General features: G+C 51.8%; 22 protein-coding genes. 9 read left to right on the forward strand and 13 right to left on the reverse strand.

Translation table 11 applies throughout. The annotated features are described in order from the left end of the window. Positions 1-103: 103 nt before the first annotated feature. A complete protein-coding gene (locus tag B076_RS0101135) occupies positions 104-1840 on the reverse strand; it encodes a GNAT family N-acyltransferase (RefSeq protein ID WP_028485691.1) in 1737 nt (578 codons plus the stop codon). A 164-nt stretch (positions 1841-2004) separates the two neighbouring features. On the opposite strand from B076_RS0101135, the gene B076_RS11695 reads away from it, so the two are divergent. Next, the gene (locus tag B076_RS11695) at positions 2005-3297 is read left to right on the forward strand and encodes a TlpA disulfide reductase family protein (RefSeq protein ID WP_157753486.1); all 1293 of its coding nucleotides are present in this window, start codon (positions 2005-2007) and stop codon (positions 3295-3297) included. A 315-nt stretch (positions 3298-3612) separates the two neighbouring features. Here B076_RS11695 and B076_RS0101150 read toward each other — a convergent pair whose 3' ends face one another. Together B076_RS0101150 and pgm are read right to left on the reverse strand one after the other, a co-directional pair. After that, positions 3613-4539 carry a patatin-like phospholipase family protein gene (locus tag B076_RS0101150; RefSeq protein ID WP_028485693.1) on the reverse strand — a complete coding sequence of 309 codons (927 nt, stop codon included), beginning with the start codon at positions 4537-4539 and terminating at the stop codon, positions 3613-3615. 24 nt (positions 4540-4563) lie between these two features. After that, positions 4564-6204 (reverse strand): phosphoglucomutase (alpha-D-glucose-1,6-bisphosphate-dependent), encoded by a 1641-nt coding sequence (gene pgm / locus B076_RS0101155; RefSeq protein WP_028485694.1) that lies wholly within the window; start codon positions 6202-6204, stop codon positions 4564-4566. A 204-nt stretch (positions 6205-6408) separates the two neighbouring features. Here pgm and B076_RS0101160 point away from each other — a divergent pair, with 204 nt between their 5' ends. The 6 genes from B076_RS0101160 (at position 6409) to sppA (ending at position 13727) form a co-directional block, all read left to right on the forward strand. Further along, the gene (locus tag B076_RS0101160) at positions 6409-6711 is read left to right on the forward strand and encodes a hypothetical protein (RefSeq protein WP_028485695.1); all 303 of its coding nucleotides are present in this window, start codon (positions 6409-6411) and stop codon (positions 6709-6711) included. 137 nt (positions 6712-6848) lie between these two features. Next, entirely contained in the window at positions 6849-9059 is a 2211-nt protein-coding gene (locus B076_RS0101165) for a TonB-dependent receptor (RefSeq protein ID WP_028485696.1), read from the forward strand. Between the two features lie 239 nt (positions 9060-9298). Next, a complete protein-coding gene (locus tag B076_RS0101170; RefSeq protein WP_028485697.1) occupies positions 9299-10219 on the forward strand; it encodes a DnaJ C-terminal domain-containing protein in 921 nt (306 codons plus the stop codon). A 201-nt stretch (positions 10220-10420) separates the two neighbouring features. Continuing rightward, complete coding sequence (locus B076_RS0101175) at positions 10421-11524, forward strand: TRAP transporter substrate-binding protein (RefSeq protein WP_084205776.1); 1104 nt, start codon at positions 10421-10423, stop codon at positions 11522-11524. 189 nt (positions 11525-11713) lie between these two features. Next, a complete protein-coding gene (locus tag B076_RS0101180) occupies positions 11714-12703 on the forward strand; it encodes a 2-hydroxyacid dehydrogenase (protein ID WP_028485699.1) in 990 nt (329 codons plus the stop codon). Between the two features lie 22 nt (positions 12704-12725). After that, positions 12726-13727 carry a signal peptide peptidase SppA gene (sppA, locus tag B076_RS0101185; RefSeq protein ID WP_084205669.1) on the forward strand — a complete coding sequence of 334 codons (1002 nt, stop codon included), beginning with the start codon at positions 12726-12728 and terminating at the stop codon, positions 13725-13727. 15 nt (positions 13728-13742) lie between these two features. Here sppA and B076_RS11700 read toward each other — a convergent pair whose 3' ends face one another. From B076_RS11700 to B076_RS0101225, 8 genes are all read right to left on the reverse strand, one after another. Beyond that, positions 13743-14516 (reverse strand): OmpA/MotB family protein, encoded by a 774-nt coding sequence (locus B076_RS11700; protein ID WP_051347089.1) that lies wholly within the window; start codon positions 14514-14516, stop codon positions 13743-13745. Between the two features lie 5 nt (positions 14517-14521). Next, positions 14522-15313: a motility protein A gene (locus B076_RS0101195; RefSeq protein ID WP_028485701.1), complete on the reverse strand. Its 792-nt coding sequence runs from the start codon at positions 15311-15313 to the stop codon at positions 14522-14524. A gap of 189 nt (positions 15314-15502) precedes the next feature. After that, positions 15503-16579, reverse strand: coding sequence for a ChaN family lipoprotein (locus B076_RS11705; protein ID WP_245566292.1), 1077 nt, complete (start codon positions 16577-16579; stop codon positions 15503-15505). After that, a complete protein-coding gene (locus tag B076_RS0101205; RefSeq protein WP_028485702.1) occupies positions 16554-17801 on the reverse strand; it encodes a malic enzyme-like NAD(P)-binding protein in 1248 nt (415 codons plus the stop codon). The genes B076_RS11705 and B076_RS0101205 overlap by 26 nt, the downstream gene beginning before the upstream one ends. A 126-nt stretch (positions 17802-17927) precedes the next feature. Further along, entirely contained in the window at positions 17928-18353 is a 426-nt protein-coding gene (locus B076_RS0101210; RefSeq protein WP_028485703.1) for a hypothetical protein, read from the reverse strand. A 12-nt stretch (positions 18354-18365) separates the two neighbouring features. Continuing rightward, the gene (locus B076_RS0101215) at positions 18366-19037 is read right to left on the reverse strand and encodes a nitroreductase (protein ID WP_028485704.1); all 672 of its coding nucleotides are present in this window, start codon (positions 19035-19037) and stop codon (positions 18366-18368) included. 21 nt (positions 19038-19058) lie between these two features. Then, positions 19059-19769, reverse strand: coding sequence for an SDR family oxidoreductase (locus B076_RS0101220; RefSeq protein ID WP_028485705.1), 711 nt, complete (start codon positions 19767-19769; stop codon positions 19059-19061). A 108-nt stretch (positions 19770-19877) separates the two neighbouring features. After that, positions 19878-21146 carry a TsoY family (seleno)protein gene (locus tag B076_RS0101225; protein ID WP_028485706.1) on the reverse strand — a complete coding sequence of 423 codons (1269 nt, stop codon included), beginning with the start codon at positions 21144-21146 and terminating at the stop codon, positions 19878-19880. Positions 21147-21626: 480 nt separating this feature from the next. Between B076_RS0101225 and soxY the strand changes: the two genes are divergently transcribed. Together soxY and soxZ are read left to right on the forward strand one after the other, a co-directional pair. Beyond that, positions 21627-22094 carry a thiosulfate oxidation carrier protein SoxY gene (gene soxY, locus B076_RS0101230; RefSeq protein WP_028485707.1) on the forward strand — a complete coding sequence of 156 codons (468 nt, stop codon included), beginning with the start codon at positions 21627-21629 and terminating at the stop codon, positions 22092-22094. Positions 22095-22152: 58 nt separating this feature from the next. Continuing rightward, on the forward strand, positions 22153-22464 hold the full coding sequence (gene soxZ / locus B076_RS0101235) for a thiosulfate oxidation carrier complex protein SoxZ (RefSeq protein ID WP_028485708.1): 312 nt from the start codon (positions 22153-22155) through the stop codon (positions 22462-22464). Positions 22465-22625: 161 nt separating this feature from the next. Here the strand turns inward: soxZ and B076_RS0101240 are convergent, their stop codons facing one another. Both B076_RS0101240 and B076_RS0101245 read right to left on the reverse strand, forming a co-directional pair. Next, a complete protein-coding gene (locus B076_RS0101240; RefSeq protein ID WP_028485709.1) occupies positions 22626-24698 on the reverse strand; it encodes a [FeFe] hydrogenase, group A in 2073 nt (690 codons plus the stop codon). Positions 24699-24923: 225 nt separating this feature from the next. Next, a complete protein-coding gene (locus tag B076_RS0101245) occupies positions 24924-26333 on the reverse strand; it encodes an FAD-dependent oxidoreductase (RefSeq protein ID WP_028485710.1) in 1410 nt (469 codons plus the stop codon). Positions 26334-26351: the final 18 nt, after the last annotated feature.

Consider the following 26351-nt stretch of genomic DNA (forward strand, 5'->3'; position numbering starts at 1 on the left):
ATTGAGGGCTGTTATAAAATTTACAAATGAGCAGGCCTGTCGGTATTGAAAATGGACAGGCCTGTTGGTTTTGAACGGAGTTTTATTCAATCCCAGAGCGTTTTCAGGCTCCGATAGGGGTCAGGTAACGCTGCTTTTTCTTGGGTTTGATTTTGTCGAGTTCTACCAGAATCAGGCTGTCGATGCAGTCGCCAAATTCGGGGTCGACACTGAAATCGATGAATCGGCAGCCCTTGTCTTCGCACAATTCGGCGTATTGTTTGAATAGGGTCGGTACTTTGACGCCTTCCAGATCAAGCAACGCATTGAGTTTTTTGAAGCTGGTTTTATAGTCGTCTGCAAACACGCTTTCGGCAATCTGGCGGTTTTCTTTGCGGATTTTCACCGGGCGTTTTCCGACCGCCAGGTCTTGCTTGGAACCGAACTGTTGCTGATAAAAGCCGATAATCAATTCTTTGGCGTTTTGCGGATAGGCGTCGCTTAGTGAAACCGGTCCGAACAGGTATTGGATGTGGGGGTGTTGCGCCACATAAGCGCCGATGCCGTACCATAGATAATCCAGGCTACGTTTGCCCCAATAGCGCGGTTGCACAAAACTGCGTCCCAACTCAATCGCATTCGGCAGATACGTTTCGATTTCCGGCTTCAGGTCAAACAGGGTACTGGTGTACAGGCTTTCGACCCCATGTTTTTCTACCAACTGTTTGCATTCGCCGATGCGATAAGCCCCCACAATCTCAAGGTCTTCGTCGTCCCAAAGCACCAAATGGCGGTATTGGCTGTCGTATTTGTCGAGGTCCATCGGCGTGCCGGTGCCTTCTTCGACCGAACGGAAGGTGAGTTCGCGCAGTCGTCCGATTTCATGCATCACCGGCGAATCCGCTTCATAGTCGTAGAGGTAGATCTTTTTGCCGTCCTGAGTCTGCCCCAGGAGTTGTGAATGCTTTAACGCCTTTTTCAGTGCTTTTCTATCCACTGGGTGGGCCACGGTTTCGACCGTCTCAAAAAGAGGTTTTTTGCCTTTTTTAGCGGCTTTGCTTTCTTTGTCGAGCTTGTAGAGATGTTTGCGAAAACGGTTGGCGAGCGCCTTGGCCGGCAAGTCGAGTTTGGCAACCGATTTCCACGGAATGGCTTTGCCGATGTGAAACTGGATCTCCTGATGGTCTTTGTTGAACATTTCCTGAACCAACATCAAGGTGCCAAGTGGTTTGTACAAAGCGGAAAGGCTGTAAAACAGGGCTGAGTTGCGTGCGTCTACATAAATCGGCACAATCAGCGAATTGGATTTTTCCGCCAACTTGATGAAACCGGCTTTCCATTTGCCGTCACGCACGCCATTCGGGCGGATACGCGAAACCTCTCCGGCCGGGAAGATGATCACCGCCTCATCGTTATTGAGGGCTTGTAAAATCGCCTTGAACTGGGTTTTGTGAGACGGTTTGCTGTTGATGTTGTCCACGCCCAGAAACAGAGACTGTAACGGGTCGATATGGTTCAGCAGGTCGCTGGCGACAATGCGCACGTCCGGACGCACACTGCGCACCATCTTCAGCAAGGCCAACCCATCCAGAGAGCCGATTGGATGGTTGGCGACCAATATGACACGCCCTTCGGAGGGAATCCGGTTTAGGCTGCGGGCACTGACCCGGTAGCCGAAATTGAAGTGGTTGAGAACCTGATCGAGAAACGCAAAGCCGCGTAAATGTTGATGGCTTTGCATATATTGGTTAATCTCATCTTCATGGGTCAGCGCTTTGATGAGCTTGATAATCAGTTTCCCTCCCTTCTTATTGGGAAGGTCGGGGAATTTTTCAATCAGGGCTTTTTCTAGGTTCAGCATCGTGTTTGAGGTGCCTTGTGGTTGGTCGGGTTATTTTGTGTCACAGTGGATTATGTAAAGTAGATTTGACTGTCAGATGACATTACGGTGATGTTTTTTTGACATACAATAGGATTTCAGCAGGTCTAGTAACGTTTCATTGAGGGGGCATGATGGCGGTGAATGTGGCAAGTAAATGGTTTGGGGTGGCCGCCTGTCTGGCGTTTTGGTTCAGTCTGGTTCCTGGAGCATTCGCCTCTGAACGGGTTCTGGAATTTGATGAGGCCAGCGTGACGATTCAAGTGGTAGAGACGAGTGGATCGCCTAGAGCACGCCTGCTGTGGTTACCCTCTGAATATGGTGTTTTGCAGAAGGAGCGGGATTTGGCGGATCAGTTGGCGAAAAACGGCATCGAAAGCTGGTTTGTGAATTATTATGAGGCGCTTTTTCTGGCCCCGACGCCAAGCGCGGTGGATAAGGTTCCGGAAGAGTGGATTGCGGCCACCATTCAGGCGGCACGGAATCCTGAATATTCCAACCAGGCCTTGCCAGTCTGGATCATTGCACCCAACAAGGCAGCACAATTGGCGGTGCGTGGCCTGGTTCATTCTGGACAGCAAAATGCGCCGTTGCATCATTTAGGGTTGATTCTGATTAATCCCAACCTCTATCTTGAGACTCCTAAGCCGGGTGAAGCAGCGCAATATTGGACACAGGTCTCCAGTGTGAATTTACCGGTTGGCATTCTGCAGGCTGAGTTGTCGCCATGGCGTTGGCGGCTCAAGGAGTTGGCCACTCAGTTGCGTCACAGCGGCAGTGATGTATTTGTGAATCTTGAGCCCAAGGTGCGGGATCGTTTTTATTTTCGTGACGACGCCTTGGCTTATGAAAAAGCCGTGAGTCAACAATTGGCCGATAAGCTGCGACGTATGATGCAGATGCAGCTGACGTATCTGCCAGAAAACAGAGTCATGGGTAAAATAAAAAAACAAGCGCCAAACAAACTCGAAGTCAGCCGCACCACGGAACTGCAAGCGTATCAGGGCGAGCAAGAGTTGCCGTTGGAATTGCTGAGTCTGGATGGTTTGCCGGTTTCCTTGAGCGACTTTCAAGGCAAGGTGGTACTGTTGAATTTCTGGGCCAGTTGGTGTCCGCCATGTGTGCATGAGATGCCGTCCATGGCGCGTTTGAAAAGCCATTTGCAAAATCGTCCGTTTGAAATACTGGCGGTCAATCTGGCCGAAGAGCAGCCTGCCATACAGGCTTTTCTGGACGAGCATCCTGTGAACTTTCCGGTGCTGCAGGACCCAGGTGGATCGGCGGTCAAGACCTGGCAGGTCTTTGCTTACCCCAGCACCTACCTGATCGACAAGCAAGGCAAGATTCGATTTGCATTGTTTGGCGGAACCGAGTGGGATCAGGCCAGTCATTTGCAAAAGATCGAGCCGCTACTGTCCGAACCTGAAAAAGTCGAATGACTTCGATAACGAAAGGCTTTTTTAGTGCAGGCCAATTAAAGGCAATGGATTCGGCGGGCGAAATAACCGGCAAACAACAAGCAAAGAACAAGCTGTGGATAACCGGGGCAAGTCGGTTTTTGGCTCTCATTAAGCGTGAACGATTAAGCTTGATAAGATTTGGCTATCTTTTAGTCATAAATTTTTAATTAGCTGAATCTCGGCTGTCTGTTTTATGCTTGGCATGAAAACGGAATGCCCGTTTTCACATCCCAGTTTGACTCCGGTGAATGCAGTCTGCTCTACCGGAGTCTTTTTTAGGGGCTTAGCGTGTTTTTATCTGCGGGTTTCTTTTGGGAGGGTGTCCGCCGCCATCCGGTATCCGAGTTGAATCATCTCGTTGACTTTGGTGAATTCCATCATGCCGCAGGCATTTCTGGGGATCTCAATAGTGATATCCGGCGGGTAAGCCGCCAACTTCTGGCGGGCGATGGTGTTTTGCATGCTGTCAAACGCCTTGTTGCTGACTTCATACACATCCAGGTTGAATGTTTTTTCCAGAGCTTTTTCCTTAGAGTTGGATAAAAAGTGTTCTTTGAGTGAATTGAACAGGCCTGTGATGTCGTTGAGCCAGGAATCCTCATCGATTTCGGCCTCGCTTTCGGCTTTGCTCGGGCCGTCGAAAACCGGTTTGCCGCCAAGGTTAACTGCAATCGTCAGGTCATTGTTATGGTTGAAGGTGGGGGCAATTGGCATGGGGTTGAGCACGCCACCGTCAATCAACGTCATGTCATGCCAGTGGTATGGCGTAAAAATCATCGGCAACGAAATGGAGGCGCGAATCGCTTTCAATAATGAGCCGGTTTGCAGCCACACCTCTTTTTCATCTTCGATGTCCGTTGCCACCGCGGTAAATGGGATCGCAAGCTCCTCTATGTCCGGGTCTCCAATCAATTCTTTGAGGGCATCGAAGAGTTTGTCGCCTTTGATTAAGCCGCTGCGGTCCCAAGCGATGTCGGCCAATCCAAGAATGTCCGTATTGCTGAGTTTTTTGAACCAGGTCTCAAATTCATCCAGTTTGCCGGCGGCATAGACACCCCCAATTAGGGCGCCCATGGAACTGCCAGAAACAAAACGGATTTCGTAACCCTGCTCTTCCAGCCAGCGGATGATGCCGATGTGCGCCAGTCCTCGAGCGCCGCCGCTTCCCAGAATCAGCGAGACGGTTTGTTTGCGGTTTTCCGTGGGGTGTGAATGTGGCATTATAATCCTTTGTCGAACGATGAGTTAGTTCAGCGCATCGGCCACAATGGCTTTGGCTTCTTCCAGAATGGCGTCCAGATGGGCTTGCCCTTTAAAGCTTTCCGCATAGATTTTGTAGATGTCTTCGGTACCGGAAGGACGTGCCGCAAACCAGCCATTTTCAGTGGTAATCTTCAGGCCGCCAATGGCCGCGCCGTTGCCCGGCGCGTGGGTTAGTTTGGCGGTAATGGCTTCACCCGCCAGGGTGTCCGCTTTGACCATCTCGGCTGAGAGGTTGCTCAAGACAGCCTTCTCCTCACGGTTGGCGGGGGCGTCGATGCGGCTGTATATCGGGTTGCCGAACTTTTGGGTGAGTTCGCTATATAGCTCTCCAGGGTCCTTGCCGGTGACAGCGGTGATTTCGGCCGCCAGCAGATTTAGGATGATGCCGTCCTTATCGGTGCTCCAGGGGCCGCCGTCAAAACGCAGAAAGGAGGCACCGGCGGACTCTTCGCCGCCGAATCCAAAGGTGCCGTTTTGCAGACCGTCCACAAACCATTTGAAGCCCACCGGAACTTCGCACAAATTAAGATCCAGTGCATTGGCGACACGGTCGATCATCGAACTCGACACCAGGGTTTTACCCACGGCGGCGTTTTTCGGCCAGTCCGGACGGTGGCTAAACAGATATTGGATCGCTACCGCCAAATAGTGGTTCGGGTTCATCAGTCCGACCGATTTGGTGACAATGCCGTGACGATCCACATCCGGGTCATTCCCGAAAGCCAGGTCGTAATTGTCTTTCAAATCAATCAAACCGGCCATAGCGTAGGGTGATGAGCAGTCCATGCGGATTTTGCCGTCCTTATCGACGTGCATGAAGGAGAAGGTGGCATCTACCTGTGGATTGACGATCTCAAGATCCAGTCCGTAATAGTCTGCGATCGGTTGCCAGTAATCCACGGCGGCACCGCCCATCGGATCAATTGCCAGTTTCAGTCCGGCGTCTTTGATCGCCTGCATGTTGATGACTTTATCGAGATTCTGCACATAGGGCGTGATCAGGTCGGTGGGGATGACCTGTTCGCAAACCATCGCGTCGTTCAGAGCCATGCGACGCACTTCTTTCAAACCGTCGCGGATGATGTGGTTGGCGCGATCCTGAATCCACTGGGTCGCCTCGGTGTCGGCCGGACCGCCGGTCGGCGGATTGTATTTGAAGCCGCCATCTTGGGGCGGATTATGCGACGGCGTGATGATGACACCGTCGGCCAATCCCCCTTGACGCCCTTCGTTATAGCTCAGAATGGCATTGGAAATGACCGGAGTCGGCGTATAGCGACCGTTGGACTGGATAATGACTTTGACCTTGTTGGCGGCGAACACTTCAATGGCGGTGGCGTGCGCCGCTTCGGACAAAGCGTGGGTGTCCATGCCGATGAATAGCGGGCCGATGATGTTATGCAGGCCTCGATATTCGACAATGGCCTGGCAGATGGCGGCAATGTGGTCTTCGTTGAAGGTGGTTTTGCTGGAGCAACCACGGTGCCCCGATGTGCCGAAACTCACCGCCTGATCGGCCAGGTTGGCATCCGGTTTAAGATTGTAGTAATCCGCCATCAATAAGGGGATGTTTTCCAGAAGTTGGTAAGGGGCTTTTTTGCCGGCAAAAGGAGATAGGGCCATCGGATTGCTCGCTTTTTGGGTTCGTCAACGGGTAAATGTATTTGCTCAGTTAACCATGTTTTGCGTATATCAGCTATTGGTCGCTTTATGATTATATCGGCTAAAAATGTGAATTTTATGAAAAATTGAAAATCGACAGGCCTGCCTAAAATGATAATGCTTTTCGGCTGGATTGTTACGCGGCTTTCCTTATAATGGAAGCCTATGATTCAAAAGCGACGCGCACTTCTTAAGCCCTCCTTGCATTGGCTGGTTTTCAGCCTGATGACACTGTTTGTGTTTTCACAAACGGCGGGCTTGTTGCATGCTGAAATTCATCCGTTTCATCAGCATACCGCCGAGTGTGACATCTATGAGCACATGGCGCAACCAAGCAGCGGTGCGCTTGACGAAGTGGCGACTTTGCCTGCCCGCTGGCAAAGTGTGTTGCAACCCGCAATGTGCTTCTCGACGGTTTCCATCGATTTTATGCCTGCCTTTATGGGGCGCGCACCGCCTCAGGCCTGACTGCCAATCCGAATATTTCATAAACTCATGAAACATTCGGGTTAAAACCATTCAAAACAGTTTAATTATTAATGAATGTTACCTCCTCCGGCGCTTATCGTAGTGTCGGCGGTGGGTCATGGTCATCAGGAAAAAACATGAAACTCAAAACCTTAACTTTGGCCGTGTGGACGGCCAGCGGACTCTTAACTGCAAATGCAGACAATACAGCGGCCACCAACACTTCCCCGCAAAACATGTTGGCACCGGTAACAGTCTCGGCCTCGCCGATTCATGAACACGAAGCCTTTGATGTGCCGTCACAAATCGACAGCCTGTCCGGACAGCAAAAAATGCAGAAAGACAGCGGTTCTTTGGGTGAGATGCTGGATGGCATTCCCGGCGTCAACAACATGTCGGCGGGAACCCAATCCGGCAAGCCGGTGATTCGCGGTATGACCGGTAATCGTGTCAAGGTCTTGTCTAATGGGCAAACCACCGATTATCAGGCCTATGGTACCCGTCACCTTCCCAATGTAGACCCCTATCTGGCCGAGCGCATTGAAGTCATCCGCGGTCCGCAAAGCGTGTTGTACGGTTCCGAAGCAATGGGCGGCGTGGTCAATGTCATCCAGTCTGATATCCCTTATGGTCGCGAAACCCACGGTGAATTGGCCGGGGAATACAACACCAATAACCGTGAAACCCAAGTGGGAGCGAAGGTGGGGGCAGGCTCCGAAAAGTTTGGTGTTACGGCCGGTATCTCCGTACGTGAGGCGGATAATTTCCGCGTACCGGATGTCGATTCGAAACAGGCCGCAAGCCCACCAATCACCGACCTTCCGGTTTTTGTCGGTGAAGTGCCGTTTACCAACTTTGAGAATCGCTCGGCGAATATCGGTTTGGGTTACCAGGACGATTGGGGTCAGGTCGAACTGCGCCATACCCAGTGGATTTCCAAGCAGAATTACCTGGGAATCGAAAAGGAAGACGGCCAATTTGAAGCGGTCGCCGCCGGTCAAAAACTGCAAAATGACGAAACCCAGTTGAGTGCCGAATTTTTCCTGGACGGCGATTGGGTGCTGAAACCGAGTTGGACGCATACGCGCAATACGCGTGAAGCGACGCACGACTTGCCGTATGAAACCATGAGTGAAGACGAAGGCACCGACCATTATCTGGATCTGGTGGTACACCGTGATGATGTCAAACTGGCTTTGGAACATCCGAAATTTGGCGATTTTGAAGGTGAGATCGGTGTGGAAATGTCTGAAAAGCAGCAGACCTTGCGTTCCGGCCACCTGACGCCGTCGGCGGATGTCAGCAAACGTGCGATTTACCTGTTTGAAGAAGCGGATTATGACCGTTGGCTGGTACAGTTTGGGGCGCGTTACGATACCCATACGGTGGAAGCGCCGATTAACGACGACAACGAGCATTTTGAACACCTCGGTTTCTTTGATGAAAGCAATAACGAGCGTGATTTCAGTGTCTTCAGTGGCTCTTTGGGCGCCACCTATCGATTGAACGACGAGTGGAGTCTGGCGGCCAATCTGGCACGCGGTTTCCGTGCGCCGAGCATTTTTGAGCTGTATGCCGGTGGCGAACATGGCGGTGTGCAAGCGTTCCAAATCGGGAACCCCGACCTGAATGAAGAGGTTTCGTTAAATACCGACCTTTCTTTGCGTTGGCAGACCGATAAGGCGCACATGGTGGCGACGGTCTATCAAAACAGCGTCAGTGATTACATCTATCTGGCGAATACGGGCAAATACCGTTACAGCGAAGCGGCCATTGAAGGCGATGATGCGCTCGACGAGGACGATTTAGCCACACAGTTCGACACTCAGGTAGACGGCACCTTGCCGGAAATGCAGGCGCAACAGACCGATGCAGTCATCCGCGGTCTTGAGTTGAGCTATGCACAGCGATTCAATGCGCGTTGGTCCGGTGATCTGGCTTTGGAGATCATTGACGGTCAGGATGTGTCCAACGATCAGGAACTGCCGTTGATTCCGGCCAATAACCTGACATTGAACGGCCATTATCATCCAGCGGATATGGGTAACTGGCGTAACCAGAAAGTTTCGCTTGGGGTGAAACTGGTGGCGGAAAAAGACGCCGCCGGTTCCTATGAACCCTTCTCGCAATTTGACAATATGCCGGTCGGAACCGCTTCCACCGACGCTTATGCGGTGTGGAATCTGGGATATGTGGCGGACGTGAAGCTGGATCGTCAAACCGTGCAGTTGGGTGCGGCGGTGGAGAACCTGTTCGACACCGATTATGTGGACTTCTTGAATACCTATAAGGGGTATACGTTGAATCCGGGACGCAACTTCAAACTGACGGCGCGCCTGAACTTCTAGGCGTCTTTTTAACCAGGCCTGCTTGTTTTCAAAAGCGGCTTTTCGTTAAAACCAAGGCTTTAAATTCGACATAGTGCGGGTTTAAAGCCTTTTTTGTCTCCATGCCCAGTTAAGACCCCATTAAATGGCAAAATGCGCTCCCTAAAATAAAATGCCCTAAACCTGTGCAGAAGACTTGAAAAAGACAACATTCATCCCTATGTTATTGGCATTCGTTGAGTTTTAAGAGAAAGGGTTCTATGAGCAAAGATTATTATGCTGTTTTAGGCGTGGGCCGCGACGCAAGCGAGGCGGACATTAAGAAAGCCTACCGCAAAATGGCGGCTAAATACCACCCTGACAAGCCGACTGGTGACGAGGCCAAGTTCAAGGAGTTGAGCGAGGCCTATGAAACCCTGAGCGATCCGGAAAAACGCGCCATGTACGATCAGTTTGGCTCGGATTACGCTCAAAGGCACACCTCCGGTTTTGGGGGCTATGGCGATCAAGGTCCCGACTTTGGTGATATTTTCGGATCCATGTTCGGTGGGGGCGGAGCACAAGGGTTTGAGGGCTTCGGCGGAGCCGGCGGCCACGGCGGCTTTGGCGGTCAACGTCAGGCGCGTCCCCAAAAAGGCGAAGATCAGAACATCGCGGTGATGGTCAGTCTGCAAGAAGCGATCAGCGGTGTCGAGAAAACCATTAACGTACAGATTGGCGATTCGCGTTCGGCCAGCCACTCTTATGACACCAAGCCCATTAAGGTGCGCATTCCGGCGGGTGTCACCCAGGGGCAGAAAATCCGTGTCAAAGGCAAAGGTTTCAGCGGTTTTAACGGCGGACCAAACGGCGATGTCATCATCGACATCAACTTGCAGAAAGACCCGCGTTTCAAGGTCGATGGCAAGGACATTTATGTGGATGTGCCGATTACCCCCTGGGAAGCCGCCTTGGGCGCCAAAATTGAGATTCCGACCTTAAAGGGCAATATCAAGATGGCGATTGCGCCGGGCACCCAGTCCGGTACCAAGTTGCGCATCAAGGATCGTGGACTGGGTCGTGAGCCGGGTAACCAGTATGTGGTGATTCAAATTCACACCCCGCCGGCGGAAACCGATGAGCAAAAGGCGCTTTATGAGCAGATGGCTCAACAGATGCCGTTTAATCCGCGTGCCGAGTAAACAGACATTAATTTGATAAGCCCGGAACTTTAGCCGGGCTTTTTTGTGTCTGCAAAACTTTTTCGGAGGCGATGCGGAAAATACGTTTATGGCGCCTTTTAAAAAAATTTCATTCCTGAAACGCTTTTGCATAAAATGATTCACAATCATCACAAAAGATAACGAATTACATCAGAAAAGAGAGACTTCATGAAAGACATTATGAGACGCAGAGAGCTGCTGGGTGCCATTGCCGGTGCCACCGCAGCCACGACCCTGAGCGCTTGCGGACAAAAGGATGAACAAGCCCCGGCCGCCAGTTCCGAGCCTCAGAAAACCTATGAGTGGAAAATGGTCACCACCTGGCCCAAGAACTTTCCGGGCTTGGGAACGGGCGCCAATAATGTCGCCAAACTGATCAACGAGATGTCCGGCGGGCGCATCAAGGTCAAGGTGTTTGGAGCCGGTGAGCTGGTGGGCGCGTTTGAGGTGTTTGATGCGGTCTCTCGCGGCAATGCGCAATTGGGTCATGCCGGTGCCTATTACTGGAAAGGCAAGATTCCGTCAGCAGCGTTTTTCTCTTCGGTGCCGTTTGGCCTGACCGCCAATGAGATGAATGCCTGGTTGTACTATGGCGGCGGGATGGAATTATGGGAAGAGGCTTACAAGCCGTTTGGCCTGATTCCCAATCCGGCCGGTAATTCCGGCACGCAGATGGGTGGTTGGTTCAATAAAGAGATCAATTCGGTCGAAGACCTGAAAGGCCTCAAAATGCGTATTCCCGGACTGGGCGGGGAAGTTCTGAAGCGTGCCGGCGGCGTGCCGGTGACTTTGCCGGGCGGTGAATTGTTTCCGTCGATGCAGTCGGGCGCGCTGGACGCCACCGAATGGGTGGGGCCTTATAACGATTTGGCGTTTGGTTTCTATAAGGTCGCCAAGTTCTATTACACGCCGGGTTGGCACGAGCCGGGTACCACCATGGAGTGTATGATTAATGAGGCGGCCTTCAATGAGTTGCCGGCCGACTTGCAGAGCATTGTGCGCAATGCCATCAAGGTCGCCAATCTGGAGATGCTCGCCGAATACACCGCCCGCAACCAGCAGGCGCTGCACACTTTGATCACTAAACATGACGTGCAGTTGAAATCTTTCCCGGATGAGGTTTTGAAGCAGTTGAAAGTCTTGTCGGAAGAGGTGGTCGAAGAGGAAGCTCAGAAAGACGATTTGTCCAAGCGCGTTTGGGCGTCGCAAAAAGCCTTCCGCGAGCAGGTTTCCAAGTGGACTCATGTCTCCGAGCAGGAATATATCCGGGCACGTGGTCTCTGATTCTTTAGGAGATTTTCAATAAGCCTGTTATGAAAAAAAAGCACGGTGTGGTCTGACTGCACCGTGCTTTTTTACGTTTTAGCTTGAGGCAAAGGATTTTAAAATGAACAGGCCTGCCTGTTTTTGGTAAGGTGATTCAAGGCACCTTCGGAATAGCAAAGGTAATCAAAGTTTCAGTGGGGAAATAACATGAAAGTCGTGGTCTACAGCAGCAAACTTTATGATAAGCAGGCGCTCTGCCGAACGCTTGATCCGCAGTGGCAGGTGGTCTATTTCGAAGCCGCTCTGGATTTGAATACCGTGCCCGGTGCGCACGGTGCCGAAGTGGTCAGTGTGTTCGTCAATGACCGTCTGGATGAGCCGGTTTTGCAGCAGTTGGCGGCTGGCGGCACCAAGATGCTGGCATTGCGCTGCGCCGGGTTCAATCATGTCGATTTGCAGGCGGCTCAGCAGTTGGGTATTCGGGTGGCGCGCGTGCCGGCCTACTCCCCCTATGCGGTGGCCGAACACACCATCGGGTTGATGCTGGCATTGAACCGCAAGCTCTATCGGGCTTACAACCGGGTTCGCGAAGGCAATTTTTCGCTCAACGGCATGTTGGGGTTTGATATGTACGGCAAAACCGTCGGCATCATCGGGGCCGGAAAAATCGGCCGTCTGGTGGGCAAGATGCTCAAGGCGTTTGGCTGCCGCGTGCTGGTGTACGATCCGTATGAGTGCAGCGTATGCAAACAGCTGGGCATTGAACAAGTCCAGCTGGATGAGATTTGGGAGCAGTCGGACATTATCTCCTTGCACTGTCCGCTGACGCCCGAAACCGACCATGTCATCAATGCCGACACCATCGCCAAGATGAAACGCGGGGTCATGCTTATCAATACCGGACGCGGCGCCTTAATGGATACCGAAGCCTTGGTGAACGGCCTCAAATCGAAACAGATCGGTTACCTGGGATTGGATGTCTATGAAAAGGAAGGTGCACTGTTTTTTGAGGACCACTCCTGCGAGATCATTCAGGACGACCTCTTCGAACGCCTTTTGACTTTTCATAATGTATTGATCACCGGTCACCAGGCGTATTTCACCGAAGAGGCGCTAAACCATATTGCCGAAACCACTTCTGATAACATTCGCGCCTATTTGGCCGACGAAATCATGCAGAATGAGGTTAAGGCCTAATTAGGGAGCTGGAGAAAGCAACATGGCAAAATGTAATGCAATGAGATCTTGGGCAAAATGGACAGGCCTGTTCATTTTAGTTACCGGTTTTTTGGGCTTGAGCGGCTGCGCCACCATCAAACTCGGGCCATCTTACGACAAGCCCTTCAAAGAACAGGTGGTGGCGGAAACCGACGGTGCGCAAGCAAAAGTGTTGTTGGTTGAAGTCAAAGGCACCATCAGCGATCAGCCGGATAAAGGCTTGCTCGGCAAAGCGCCGAGCTTGTTGGATTCGGTGTTGATGCAGCTGAAAAAAGCCGAAGACGACGAACGCATCAAAACCGTGCTGCTCAAAATCAACACGCCCGGCGGCGGCGTGACCGCGAGCGACATTCTTTACCATGAACTGCTGGCCTTCAAAGAACGCACTGGCAAGAAACTCTATGTGCAGATGATGGACGTCGCCGCCTCCGGGGGGTATTACATCGCTATGGCGGCGGATCACATTCAGGCGCACTCCACCAGTGTGACCGGGTCGGTGGGGGTGATTTCGATGACGCCCGACATTTCCGGCACCATGGAAAAAATCGGGGTTGGCGTCAATATCTATAAAACCGGCGAAAGCAAGGATATGGGTTCGCCTTTCCGTGCCGCGAGCGAACGCGACAAAACCTTATTCCAAAACCTGGTCGAAGAGATGGCACAGCGCTTCTACGGCGTTGTCCAGAAAAACCGTAAATTGACCGATCAACAGATGAACGAGGTGAAGAGTGCGCGCATATATACCGGAGAAGCCGCAAAACAGGCAGGCCTGGTGGATTCATTGGGCTATTTGTCGTCTGCGACTCAAGCGGCATGCGAATTGGGCGGAGAGAGCAAATGCAATGTGGTAACTTACCGTTACCAGAAAAACCCCAATGCTTCGCTCTATTCGCCGAATGTATCGGTTGCTCCACAAACGCCGTCGATGAATTTGCTGGAGGCGCCGATTCTGAATCATGCGCTTAATCTGGAGCCGGGGCTCTATTACCTGTATCTGCCTTAAGCCTAAGGCGGGGCTTTAACGCATCATGCGCGAGACGATGATTTCCACCCGGCGGTTTTGCGCGCGGTTGTTTTCGATCGGTTCGCCAGCCTCATTGCGGTTGGGCAATTTGGGGCGTGTATCGGCATAACCGATGGCTTTCAGTCGGTCCTTGCTGATGCCTGACTCGAAAAACAGCTGCAGTACCGCTATGGCGCGCCCTGATGAGAGTTGCCAGTTGGACGGAAAACGCGGATTGCTGATCGGCACGTCGTCGGTATGCCCTTCGATTTCAATGGTGTAGTTCTTGAACGGGAAGGCATCGATTTTCGCGGCCAGTTCACGGATCAGGCGACTGGAATCCTGTCCCAGATCGGTTGAGGCGGTTTGAAAGAGCAGTTCGCCCGGCAGGTCGATTTCCAAGCTGTTGTCGCTCAGGGTAATGGCCTGAATCGGGTTGATGCTATGCGAATCGAGCACATCCGCCAGAGAGCTTTGCAAGTCACTTAGCGGATTGCGTACCTCTTCCTTTTTGAGCAGGGTGGAACCGAGCGATTGGCTCAGGACTTCGAATTGGGTTTGGCGAATTTCCGAAACCGAAAAGATCAGCACAAAAAACGCCAGCAGAATGGTGACGGCATCGGCATAGGTAATCAGCCAGTCGTCGTCCTCAGACTCGGAAGGTTTTTTGCTGGGAAGCAACTCACTGTTCTCCAGCACTTTAAGCTGCAACAGGCGTTCGAACTCCGCGGGCGGAATATTGTGCGCTTCGGGTGTCTGTGGCTTGGCTGGCGTATTGGGCTTTTCCATAAGAATTACGCTCTTTTAAACTGGTATTTGGGTTCCAGATAGGCGTTCATGGCATCCTCGATGTGCGCTGGCGACACCCCATCCGAAAGCAACACCACCCCTTCGGTCAGCACCTTGTTGCGGTAGGCTTCCAATTCCTGTTTGTGTTCGACCTTGCGTGCGGCGGGTTTGAATATCAGCTGTGCCATCAACACACCGTATAACGTGGTCAGCAGCGCCACCGCCAATCCCGCGCCGATTTTTGAAGGGTCGCCGTTCATGTTGTTGAGCATGATAATCAAACCCACCAGCGTGCCGATCATGCCGAAAGCCGGAGAAGCGGAGGCCATGGTCATCAGCACTTTGGATTGCGTCATCTTACGCTCGTAAATCGACTGTTGGGCGTGTTGCAATAGCACCCGCAACTTGTCACCCCGATAGCCGGACAGCAGATAGACAAAACATTGCCCCAGAAAGTTCTGATCGTCTTCTGCCGAAAGCGACACGGTGTTTTCCAGTTTTCTAAGGCTTTCGCGGCGGACAATCTTGGCCCAGTCGATGAGCACGCCCACGTCTTCATAAAGGGTTCTTGGATCGACTTTGGCGGTGGTCAGGGTGGCGATGATTTCCTTGAAGGCGAGCATGACATTGCGGCCTTCAAATGAGATCATCGCCACCGCCATGGTTCCGCCAAACACCATCAACAGACTGGAAAGGCTGAAGAACATCAGATAGTTTTCGGTATTGAGGTAAACCGCCAGGGCAAAAAGCCCAAGCCCCAAAAAGAAGCCCATTAAAGCCGACAGTGAAATGCGCATTGTGTGTCCTAATTTTTGTGTGTTAAATCTTTTGGTATAACGGGTTTTGTTATATGAAGCCGTTTCCTGCCGTTGACATAAGCCCATTGAACTTTAGCCATCAGGCGCTTCGGTCAACGATACCAGCCGGGCTTTTTTTGAAACTGAATCAAACCCTTATAGGGGTTATCGACGGCCGGAATGAAATCTTTACCGGCAGACTTTTGAATCGGCGTTTTTGAACAGTTTGCTGAAGGCTTTTTGCCGATAGGCCGCGTTGCGGTACTGCTCGGGTTGCGCCTGCTGCAGATAGAGGTAGTCGCCTTGTTCAAAATCCTCAGATTGAACAGTGGGTTTAAGCGGGTTGTCGATTGTAATCGGGCTGATGACGCTGATTTTAAGATTGGGGTTGAGGGCTTTCAGAGCGCCAACGGTGCCCAAATGGGCCGCACTGTGAAAGGCGCCGTTCAAATGGATGACTTGATGTTTGGGGTGATCTCGCAAGGCGCGTAAAATGCTTTCCGCCATGGTGTTGTCGCGGACGATTTGCGCCTGGTAACTTTTTTGGGCTTGATCGTCTGTCAGATGACGGGCTTCCTGAATCCAGGACTGGTATTTTTCCAGATAACCAGGAATGTCGGCAAAGGGCGTTTGCGCGATCCAATTGCGTTCATCCTCGGTGAGCTTGCCGACATAGTCTTGTCCCTGACGACCGATGCAGCGCACAATATCGGTGGGGGCATTGGCGGCCACCACGGGTAGAAAATGCTGTTTGGCAAATTCCACCATCGGGCGGTAAGAGGCGGTGTAGTTGTCCCAGGCGGGTGCTTCTTTCACCAGGTAGGCTTCGCCGATTTCGTCATCCAGATAGCGAAAAACCAAGGTTTGCTGGTGGCGCTCAAATTGTTCCATCGACAATATTTGTAAAGGGCGTTGCTTGAAGAGCAAGGCTTGCAGTTGTGCTTGCAATAGATGTGATGCATGGTTGCCGTGAAATTCACCGATAAACACCACGTCGCGGTCTTTGAGGCGTTTTGCCAGATCTTGCAAGGAAATCGGCGTTTGGCTTTGGCTGTCCAGCACCACGGAATCGTATAAGGTGTGCAAAGCCGGCAAGGTTTCGGTTTTTTGCGGATAAAGACCGCAGCCATGCAAATTCACCAGCGCAAACATGGCCAGCAAAGCCAAACTGTAATGCAATAGACGATGCAGCGGTAATGCGTTCTTGTTCAAAATCAGCAGGCCTGTCAGTAGCGGTGGATTAAATGAAGTCTTCGGGTTCGGCATGCGCTTTGATGCGGGCGACGCCCGATTCCGCCGCCGCTTCACTGACCGCTTTGGGCACCACATCAATCAAACGCGGGTCATTGGGTTTGGGCAGGATATAGTCGGGTCCGAATTCCAGCGACTCCAGTCCATAGGCCTTGATGACTTCCTTGGGGACGTGGCTTTGTGCCAGTTTCTGCAAGGCGTAAACCGCCGCCTTCTGCATCGGCAGGTTGATGTCCGATGCGCGTACGTCAAGCGCCCCGCGGAACAGATATGGAAAGCCCAAGACATTATTGACCTGGTTGGGGTAATCGCTGCGGCCGGTGGCCATAATCAGATCCTGACGGGTGTGGTAGGCGAGTTTGGGATCGATTTCCGGATCGGGATTGGCCATGGCGAAGACAATCGGTTTTTCGGCCATGCTCAGCAACATGTCCGGGGTGAGGATGTCCTTGCCGGAGACACCAAAGAACACATCCGCATGCTGTAGGGCATCGGCCAGCGTCACTTTGTCCGTGTCCTGCGCAAAGGGTTGTTTGTAGGCGTTGAGGTTGTCGCGCCGGGTGGAGACCACGCCTTGACTGTCCACCAGTAGAATATTGGCCGGATCGGCACCCAGTTCGATCAGAAGATTCATGCTGGAGAGACCGGCCGCACCGGCGCCCACACAGACGATGCTGGCGGTTTGCAAAGTTTTCCCCTGCAACTTAAGCGCATTCAGCAAGCCCGCCGCGGCAACGATGGCAGTGCCGTGCTGGTCGTCGTGAAACACCGGAATGTCCAACTTGGCCTTAAGTGCCTTTTCCACTTCAAAACATTGCGGGGCGGCGATGTCCTCCAGATTGATGCCGCCGAAGGTGGGCGCGATGTTGGCGATGGTCTGCACCAGCTCGTCGGTGTCGTCGCAATCGACCTCGATATCAAAGACATCAATATTGGCGAAGCGTTTGAACAGCATCGCCTTGCCTTCCATCACCGGCTTGCTCGCCAAGGCACCGGTATGACCCAGACCCAATACCGCCGACCCATTGGAGATGACCGCCACCAGATTGCCTTTGCCGGTATAACGGTAGACATCGTCTGGGTGGTTTTGGATTTCGCGCACCGGCTCCGCCACGCCGGGGCTGTAGGCCAAGCTCAGATCGCGTTGCGTGTCGCAGGGTTTGATCAGACCGGTTTCCAGTTTTCCCGGCTGTGGGCGTTCATGATAATGCAGGGCATCTTGGCGCAGGTCACTCATCGGTTTCTCGCTTTGTTATAAAGAACGAATGGTTGGAGAATAAATTGTAAATCAAAAAAACAGCCCATGGCGCGAAGTTTTACGTATTCATTTCATGAAAACTCCAGTATCGTCTGTTTTCAGCAATCAGAGCGGCTTTACGTCAACCATACCACCGGACAACCAGCCGTGCAAAGTGGTTTGGGTTCGCAAAATGCAGGGCAGTTGAAGCAGCAAGAGATTAAAGAGGAGTAAGTCTCCCGGAAACCATACCCAAAACAGCACACTTGCGAAACTAGCGGTGTAGAGCCCCGCGTGCAACAGTTGATTCCGTGTGCAATAGCTGTGTTTCCAGTGCGTATGCTGCAATACCATGCCCGGCAGACGGTATTCGAAAAACGCAATCGATACCAGGTTTTCCAACAGGAACAGGCCGATAAAAATCCATTTTAACTCCACAATCGATAAATCCAACCACAGGAACGGGAGCAGAAACAGCAAGGCGACGCTTATATTGATAAGCGAGGTGAGCAACTTTTCAAGCGCGGTGGTTTCTCGAAAAGCCGTGTTCATCCTATGTGAACCTTATTCGAAAAACCGGGTAAAGTGTTCGACCGGTTCGCGGTCAGTGCGGTACTGGTTGACCGGGTGATTTTTATCTTCGTAACCGAGCGCCATGCCGCAGATTAAAAGCTGGTTGCTATCGTAACCGAGTTGCTGGCGGGCAATATCCGGGTATTCCCCCAAGGCACCTTGCGGACAGCTCGCCAAGCCTTCCTCTATGGCCAGCAGCATGACATTCTGTACAAACATGCCATAGTCAAAATAAGAGCCGGTTTGCAGGCAGTCGTCCATCCAGAACAGCAGCATGACGGGCGCGTCAAACGCACGGTAGTTGGCCGCCCATTGTGCCAGTTGGCGCTCCTTGTCCTGGCGTTCGATCTGCAAGGCGCCGTACAATTGTTTGCCGGTTTCGACACGGCGCTGCTTATAAGGCGGCTTCCATTCGTCGGGGTAGTAGCTGTAATCCATCTTGCCGCGTTGACCGGCATGGAACTCATCAACCATTGCCTGTTGCAGGCGCTGTTTGCTTTCGCCCGTGACCACCGAGACTTGCCAAGGCTGGGTGTTGACACCTGAAGGCGCAAAGCGCGCACGATCCAGAATGCGATGAATCAAACGGGTTTCGACAGGCCTGTCTAAAAAGGCGCGGACGGAATGACGTTGTTGGATGGCTTGGTGAACGGAGGTGGTCATTATTGTTAAGTTCCTATTGGTTTATCTTGGCAAAGACCCGTTATTGATGTCGATGCAGACGCCGTTAATGTATTCCGGCGAGTCGGTGGCCAGCCAGAATAGGGTGTCGGCCACTTCCTGGGCGGTGGCAAAGCGGCCGCTGATGGTGTTTTTCAAAAAGGCTTGCTGGCGCTGTTCGGGAATGCTGTTGAGCATTTCAGTTTCCACCGGGCTGGGGGCGACGGCGTTGACGATGATCTCTCCCTGAAAGGCTTTGGCAAACGCTTTGGTGGCGTTGATCAAGCCGGCTTTGGCGATGCCGTACCAGATGTCGGGATGGCCGATCTGCCCGGCGATGGAGGCGTTGTTGACGACACGGGGTTTATAATCGGAGGAGGCACGCAGTTTGGCTTCCAGTAGGGTGGTCAACTGCACCGGCGAGACGATGTTGAGGTTGAGCGAGTAGTCGCGCCGCTCGTCGGGATAGTTTTCGTAGGTAATGGGTTGCAGAAGACCGGCGTTGTTGATGAGTACGTCGATCTGGTCAATCTTGTCCACCAGACCCGGCAGGTTGTGGATGTCGGTCAAATCGAATGCAATGCAGCGCACTAAAGGATGGTTTTGGTAATCAAAGGCTTCCTGGTTGCTGAAATCACGCGCAATGATGGTGACGTGATCGCCGTTGTTCACAAATTTTTGTGTCAGAGCCAGGCCGATGCCTTTGTTGCCGCCGGTAACAAGGATATGTCTCATGCAGTTTTCCGAGTTGAACAGAAAGGAACGACATAGTAACAAAAAAACAGACAAGCCGCATGGCGGGCCTGTCCGTTTCTTTGGCTAAGACAAGTCAGTTAACGCGAATCAGGCGGCTTTGCCTTGAACGATTCGGTCGACTTCATCTGTGTGCCAGCATTGGATATTGCCTTTAAGCACCATGCGGTAAACCAGTGCGGCGACCGTGAAGAGGTTAAGCGTGAGCAACAGGGTTTCAACGCCGATGATGGCGTAAAGCGCGACACTGTCGTAACTTAACAGCCCGATTTTCAGAGCGGTCAGGGTAAACAGAGCGGTAATGACGTAACTTGAAACCAGCATACAGATCAGACCGAGCGAGAAGATGAGCGGACGCTGAGCTTGGAAGAGATGGCCAAAGAAGCCACGTCGCCACAGCGTAAACAGTACAATCAGTGCGAGTGTGACCGTAAGTCCGGCTCCCCAAGTGATCATGTTTTTGGTGGCAAAATCAAAAGCGGAAAAATGGTGTCCGTAGTTGAGGTAATTGCGCACGCTGGTAATCAGCCACACATTGAAGGCGGTGACGGCGGTGCCGAAATTAATGATTTGGGCCCAGTTGTCAGAGCGTTCAGTCTCGCTCATCTTCGAATTTTGGAGTGGGGTGAACAAGGCTTTGGCGTCGCGTTTAAAGACCGATAATTTGCTTAAAAACACAATCATCGACAGTGCCATAAATCCGAGCGACAGGGTCAATGAGAGGCCGACCACATCATCATGACTACCAAGTGCCCCCGGCCCTGCGAGGTTGAGTCCCATAAAAGCAAGGGCAAAGGGAACCACCATCGAGGCTTGTTCGGCAGCGACGTGCCCCTGACGTTTGAGGCGGGTTTTGAGGTTACGGTACCAGATATATTGCACCAATGCCATCAGGGCAATGGCGGTGTTGTAAGCGAGCCAGAAGGGCCAGATCAGGTCATCGGCTTTTGCACTCAGCTCAAAAAACATAATAGTGGCAAAGGCAGAGACATTGCCGTACATGGCTAAAGACAGAGAAACACCGAACCACCCGGCGGTTTCCATGGGGTTGGAATCGGATAGGCGGTGGGCGCTGGCTTTGAGAAACTGTATTGATTTATACAAAAAATAAGGCACCATTAGGCTGCCGAGAAAGAACAGCGTCCAAAATCCGTACCAGGCCAGCGCCAGACCCCAAAAGACAAAACCGTCTACGCTGGCAAGGTGAGTGCTGAACTGGGTGAGGGAGGGAAGAAAGTGTCCTTTGTGCGGGATAAATGCATTCAGAATAAATACCAGCATAATGCTTGTGCCCATCATGCCCAGCGGCAACAGCCAGTGGCGCGGATGCCATTTCTGCAGTGTGATTGAGGTGTTCATGATAAAGTCCTTTTATAAATTAAGTTTATTTATGCATATCTAAAATTAATGGTCTGTAATTTTACGCAAATTAACATCAGTAAGTCACTGATATAGTCTGCATCTTCATACTTTATTCACTGTTTTCTAAGGAACCTCAAATCGATTCAATCAGAGGTTCGTTAAACAGGCCTGATGAAAAATTAAAGTGGTTTTTTGCGCTTTTAAATCGTTAACCAAATATGACAATAGTGTGTACTCAGATTGGGTTTTTGAGTGACTTGGAAAGATGTAACCTTATGAAAATAAAGTGATTGTTAAAAGTATTGAGCGCTTAATACTTTTGCTTTGCCTTGTTTCTTGGTTGGATTTGGACTTGTTTTAATGCTGGGAATCATTAATCTGGAATTAAGGAAAGATTAGCCCTTTCTAATATTTAAGGAGTTTGCATGAAGGGTTGCTTCCTAGACATTTTTTATTGGTAACCAGGAGTAAACAATCATGAAACGTAGAGCATTTTTAAAAAATACCGTCGCCACCGGTGCGGCGGTTGTGGCCGCTAATGCGGGTCTTTTAACCCCGACTACAGTATTGGCGGACTGGAACAAAACCGCATTCTCGGCCAAAAAAACGGATGATGCCTTGAACAGCTTGTTCGGCTCGGCCAATGCAACGGAATCGTCCGACATCAAGCTTAAAGCGCCCGCCATTGCAGAAAACGGTGCGGTGACCCCCGTCACGGTCGATGCGACCAGTTTGGACGGAGTTGAATCAATTGCGATTCTGGCCAGCAAAAACCCGCAGCCGTTGGTGTGTCAATATTCGTTTGCAGCCGGAGCTTTGGGTTATGTCTCCACTCGAATCAAAATGGGTGAAACCATGAATGTCATGACGGTGGTCAAAGCCGGCGGCAAGCTGTTTAAAGCCCAGCAGGAAGTCAAAGTGACCATCGGTGGATGTGGCGGTTAATAAACGCCTAATCCACCCAATGAAAAGCATTAAATAATTAGTTTAAAAGGATGTCATCATGAGTATTAAAATCAGAATGCGCGGTAAATCAAAAGGCGGAATCGCCGAAGTCAAAGCCTTGATCAAACACCCAATGGAATCGGGGGTTCGTATGAACAAAAAAACCGGTAAGCCTTATCCGGCCAAATACATCGACATGGTCGAGGTGATGGTCAATGGCACCAAAGTGGTGGATGCCCAGTGGTCGGGCGCCGTGTCAGCCAACCCTTATGTGGCGGTCAAGGTCAAGGCCAATTCGGGGGATGAAGTCGCGTTGAGTGTGACCGACAACACCGGCGAGAAAGGGTCGAGTTCGATCACGCTTAAATAATCCGTTTAGCGTTTAAACGGATTCATGTTGCCATTGGCCAATTGCGGCCAATGGTTTTAGAAGCAAAGCCTGTTAAGAGAGATCTTAACGGGCTTTTTTGATTTTAACCGGTCTACAAATGGGCAGGCCTGTTCATTTTCACGGCTCTGTACCGGTTTTGATTACAGGATTTCTCTCGTCAGTTTTTTGATTAACATTCTGATTTGAGTGCCGTCATGCACGGCTTCTGTTTCCAGGCTGAAACGGCAGCGCTCTCCTGCTGGCGTGATGACGGTGAGGTCGTTCATGTCAGCAGCGGATTCCATTCGATGCCGCGCATAATGCGGGCCGTATTTTCGTGGCGGTAAAGCGTTTTTGATAACGTCTTGGATATTTGTAAGGCCTTGAATGTCGCCAAAAGAGGAAGCGGTTGACCAGACTGCATCGGAGTGAAACAGCTTGGCGACCGCGTCGGCATCTCTTCTGTCGACACAGTCGAGAAAGCGCATCAATAGTAAACGTCTGGAATTTCGCGCTGCATAGGTTGTGTGCAGCAATTTGTGGGCTTTCTTGGAGTTCGGTTTTTTCAGCTGCGTGGCATAGAGCTTCTGCACGTCGCGGTTTTCATAGGAGCGTCTTCGAGGCGCCTGTTTGTCGATCTCGTAAATTGCCTGCATGCGTTTTTCGAGTACCAGAGGATCCATTGACTTGGGTTCGCCGCCGCCGCCCAGACAACCGCCCACGCAAGCCATGACTTCTATGGCCACATAATCGTCCCGCCAGTTCTCCGATTCCAGCATTTTCTGCGCAGCGGCAATGCCGTTGCAAATCGCCACCTTACCTATGCCTGGAATCTCGGCCTCTTTCACACCTTGGTTGACGCCACGGAGTGGCTGCCATTCGATCGGTAGCGTGTTTTCTTCATCAATGAAATGGGAGGCCGTGCGCACCACCGCTTCCATGACACCGCCCGATGCGCCGAATATCTGCGCCGCCCCGGTGCTTTCTCCCAAGGGGTTGTCGAATTCACCGTCTTCCGGCAAGGCGTTGAATGCGATATTGCGCGCTTTAATCATTCTCGCCAGCTCACGTGTGGTAAGCACATGATCGATGTCTCCAGCGCCGCCCGGGCGTGCGGATTCGTCTTTTTTGGCGGTGCAGGGCATGATGCTGACCACATAAGGCTCGATTTTTCCTGCGGCGAAATCCGGACCAAGCGACGCTGCAAAGGCACCACGTTTGGTCAAAGCGCCGTGCATTTGCTGCGGGGATTTGGTGGTGCTCAGGTGTGGCAACAGGTCGGGACGGTTGAGTTCCACCCAGTTGATCCATCCGGGACAGCACGACGTGAATAATGGCAAGTGTCTCTGTTCTTCAAGACGGCTCAGAAATTCGGTGCCTTCCTCCATGATGGTCAGATCGGCCGCAAAATTGGTGTCGAACACATAATCAAAACCGAGTTGACGCAGGGCATTGACCATTCGTCCCGTGCTGATGGTGCCGGGTTTCATGCCGAACTCTTCACTGATGGCCACCCGCGTGGCCGGCGCGACCTGAACCGCAGAGACGCGTCGATGCGCGTCAAGGGTATGCAGTACTTGGTGCCAATGCGGTGTCTCAATCAATGCGCCGACCGGGCATACCAGCGTGCACTGTCCGCAGGAAATGCAGTGAGTATCGGCCAGTGACTGGTCAAAAACGGTGACGGGTAAACGAGCCGAACTGTGTTCGGCAAAGCCGATGATGTGCTGTTGCTGTCCAGCATCGCCGCAGGCCTCAACGCATAGGCCACATTCAATGCATTTTGACAGGTCACGCCAAATGCTCGGCGAGGTGTGGTCCGTCAACGCATGTTCGGGGTGTTCTTCCGAACCCCTTGGCATCTTGGGCCAACAGTCTTCCAGCTGATATTCGTGGATAAAGTTTTGAAATTGGCAAGTTCCGTTAACTTCACATCTTATGCAGTCGTTGGGATGGCGGGCCAGCAGCCATTGGGCATCCGTTTTGCGGAATTCGATCAGTTTTTTTGAGTCGGTCGTGACGATGTCGCCGTCTTTGGCTTGTGTTTTACAGGCAGGTTGGGGGCGATTTACCCCTTTTACGTCAACCAAGCACAAACGGCAAACGGCATGGGAGGGCAGGCGAGGGTAAAAGCACAGTGTCGGGATATGTACGCCGACTTCCCTAGCCGCTTCGAGCAGTGTCGTTCCTTCCTTAACTTTGACAGGTCTGCCGTTCACGGTGATGTTAATCATTTTATCCTCACAGTTTGGCGGTTTGGGGTAGGGAGGTAATTTGGCGTCTTATCCGATTCAGTTTTGCAATTAATGTTCTGGACAATCTTGTTGAATTTAAAATCAATCAAGTATTCATCATACAAAAATTTCAGACAGTCACAAACAAAAAAAGCCCGCCAGGAAGAATCTTGACGGGCTTTTCTGATTTGAACTGACCTGAAAATGAACAGGCCTGGTGGAAATTTAAACTTCGAGGAAGTCCAACATGCCTTCTGCGGCGGCACGACCTTCGGCGATGGCTTCCACCACCAGGCTGGAACCGCGAACCATGTCCCCACCGGCAAAGACTTTCGGGTTGGTGGTCTGGAACTGGTATAAAGACTTTTCGGAAGCGACCACGCCATTCCAGTTGTTGACTTCGATATTGAAGTCTTTGAACCATTCAGGAGGGTTCGGCTGGAATCCGAAAGCGACAATCACTGCGTCACATGGAATGACTTGCTCGGAGCCTTCGACCATTTCGGCACGACGGCGTCCGTTTTCGTCCGGCTCACCCATGCGGGTTTGAATGACCTTGATGCCTTCCACTTTGCCGTCACCAATCACTTCGACCGGAGCCAGATTGAATTTGAACTGCACACCTTCTTCCTTGGCGTTTTTGACTTCGGCACGTGAGCCTGGCATGTTTTCTTCGTCACGACGGTACACACAGTAGACTTCTTCCGCCTGTTGACGGATTGATGTACGCGTACAGTCCATGGTGGTATCTCCCCCACCCAGCACGACAACCTTTTTGCCTTTCATACTGATGAACGGTTCTGGATCGTTTGGCATGCCCAGCTCGTTTTTGACGTTACCGATCAGGAAGTCTAATGCCTTGTGCACGCCCGGCAGGTCCTCACCTGGGAAACGACCAGCCATGGGCTTGTAAGTCCCCATTCCCATGAAGACGGCATCGTAGTCGTTCAATAGGGTTTGGAATTGGATGTCTTTTCCGATTTCGGTATTGCAATGGAATTCGATGCCCATGCCTTCCAAAATTTGGCGACGACGCACGACGATGTCTTTATCCAGTTTGAATTGCGGGATACCGAAGGTCAAAAGCCCACCGATTTCAGGCTGTTTTTCAAAGACTACCGGTTTGACGCCGTTACGGATCAGAATGTCGGCCGCTGCGATACCAGCCGGGCCGCCACCGATAATGGCGACTTTTTTATCGGTCATCTTGACGTTGGAAAGATCCGGCGTCCAGCCTTGCGCCATGGCGGTATCGGTGATGAATTTTTCCACCGCACCGATGGTGACCGCACCGAAGTTGGTGTCTTCCAGAGTACAGGCCTGCTCACATAGACGGTCTTGTGGGCAGATGCGCCCGCACATTTCCGGCAGGGAGTTGGTTTTATGCGAGATTTCCGCGGCTTCCATAATGTTGCCTTCGGCAACCAGCTTCAACCAGTTGGGGATGTAGTTGTGCACGGGACAGGCCCATTCACAATAAGGGTTACCGCAGTGCAGACAGCGATCGGCTTGGGCCATCGCGTCTTTCATATCAAACGGGCTGTAAATCTCGGCAAATTCTTGGGTACGATCAACCGCGGCCTTCTTTTCGGGAAGCTGGCGGTTCAGTTCTAAAAATTGTCTTACATTTGGCATTTTTTAAATTCCTTCCAG

It is taken from the genome of Thiomicrorhabdus chilensis DSM 12352, from assembly GCF_000483485.1.
GTDB lineage: Bacteria > Pseudomonadota > Gammaproteobacteria > Thiomicrospirales > Thiomicrospiraceae > Thiomicrorhabdus > Thiomicrorhabdus chilensis.

What these genes read in the sequence shown, in the direction of transcription:
- sppA (WP_084205669.1), top strand. Translation starts at nt 12,726, where the DNA reads ATGGCAAAATGTAATGCAATGAGATCTTGGGCAAAATGGACAGGCCTG.
- B076_RS0101210 (WP_028485703.1), bottom strand. Translation starts at nt 18,353, where the DNA reads ATGAACACGGCTTTTCGAGAAACCACCGCGCTTGAAAAGTTGCTCACC.
- B076_RS0101170 (WP_028485697.1), top strand. Translation starts at nt 9,299, where the DNA reads ATGAGCAAAGATTATTATGCTGTTTTAGGCGTGGGCCGCGACGCAAGC.
- B076_RS0101225 (WP_028485706.1), bottom strand. Translation starts at nt 21,146, where the DNA reads ATGAACACCTCAATCACACTGCAGAAATGGCATCCGCGCCACTGGCTG.
- B076_RS11700 (WP_051347089.1), bottom strand. Translation starts at nt 14,516, where the DNA reads ATGGAAAAGCCCAATACGCCAGCCAAGCCACAGACACCCGAAGCGCAC.
- B076_RS0101165 (WP_028485696.1), top strand. Translation starts at nt 6,849, where the DNA reads ATGAAACTCAAAACCTTAACTTTGGCCGTGTGGACGGCCAGCGGACTC.
- soxZ (WP_028485708.1), top strand. Translation starts at nt 22,153, where the DNA reads ATGAGTATTAAAATCAGAATGCGCGGTAAATCAAAAGGCGGAATCGCC.
- B076_RS0101180 (WP_028485699.1), top strand. Translation starts at nt 11,714, where the DNA reads ATGAAAGTCGTGGTCTACAGCAGCAAACTTTATGATAAGCAGGCGCTC.
- B076_RS0101175 (WP_084205776.1), top strand. Translation starts at nt 10,421, where the DNA reads ATGAGACGCAGAGAGCTGCTGGGTGCCATTGCCGGTGCCACCGCAGCC.
- B076_RS0101240 (WP_028485709.1), bottom strand. Translation starts at nt 24,698, where the DNA reads ATGATTAACATCACCGTGAACGGCAGACCTGTCAAAGTTAAGGAAGGA.
- B076_RS0101220 (WP_028485705.1), bottom strand. Translation starts at nt 19,769, where the DNA reads ATGAGACATATCCTTGTTACCGGCGGCAACAAAGGCATCGGCCTGGCT.
- B076_RS0101150 (WP_028485693.1), bottom strand. Translation starts at nt 4,539, where the DNA reads ATGCCACATTCACACCCCACGGAAAACCGCAAACAAACCGTCTCGCTG.
- B076_RS0101160 (WP_028485695.1), top strand. Translation starts at nt 6,409, where the DNA reads ATGATTCAAAAGCGACGCGCACTTCTTAAGCCCTCCTTGCATTGGCTG.
- B076_RS11705 (WP_245566292.1), bottom strand. Translation starts at nt 16,579, where the DNA reads ATGCCGAACCCGAAGACTTCATTTAATCCACCGCTACTGACAGGCCTG.
- B076_RS0101205 (WP_028485702.1), bottom strand. Translation starts at nt 17,801, where the DNA reads ATGAGTGACCTGCGCCAAGATGCCCTGCATTATCATGAACGCCCACAG.
- B076_RS0101195 (WP_028485701.1), bottom strand. Translation starts at nt 15,313, where the DNA reads ATGCGCATTTCACTGTCGGCTTTAATGGGCTTCTTTTTGGGGCTTGGG.
- pgm (WP_028485694.1), bottom strand. Translation starts at nt 6,204, where the DNA reads ATGGCCCTATCTCCTTTTGCCGGCAAAAAAGCCCCTTACCAACTTCTG.
- B076_RS0101245 (WP_028485710.1), bottom strand. Translation starts at nt 26,333, where the DNA reads ATGCCAAATGTAAGACAATTTTTAGAACTGAACCGCCAGCTTCCCGAA.
- B076_RS0101135 (WP_028485691.1), bottom strand. Translation starts at nt 1,840, where the DNA reads ATGCTGAACCTAGAAAAAGCCCTGATTGAAAAATTCCCCGACCTTCCC.
- soxY (WP_028485707.1), top strand. Translation starts at nt 21,627, where the DNA reads ATGAAACGTAGAGCATTTTTAAAAAATACCGTCGCCACCGGTGCGGCG.
- B076_RS0101215 (WP_028485704.1), bottom strand. Translation starts at nt 19,037, where the DNA reads ATGACCACCTCCGTTCACCAAGCCATCCAACAACGTCATTCCGTCCGC.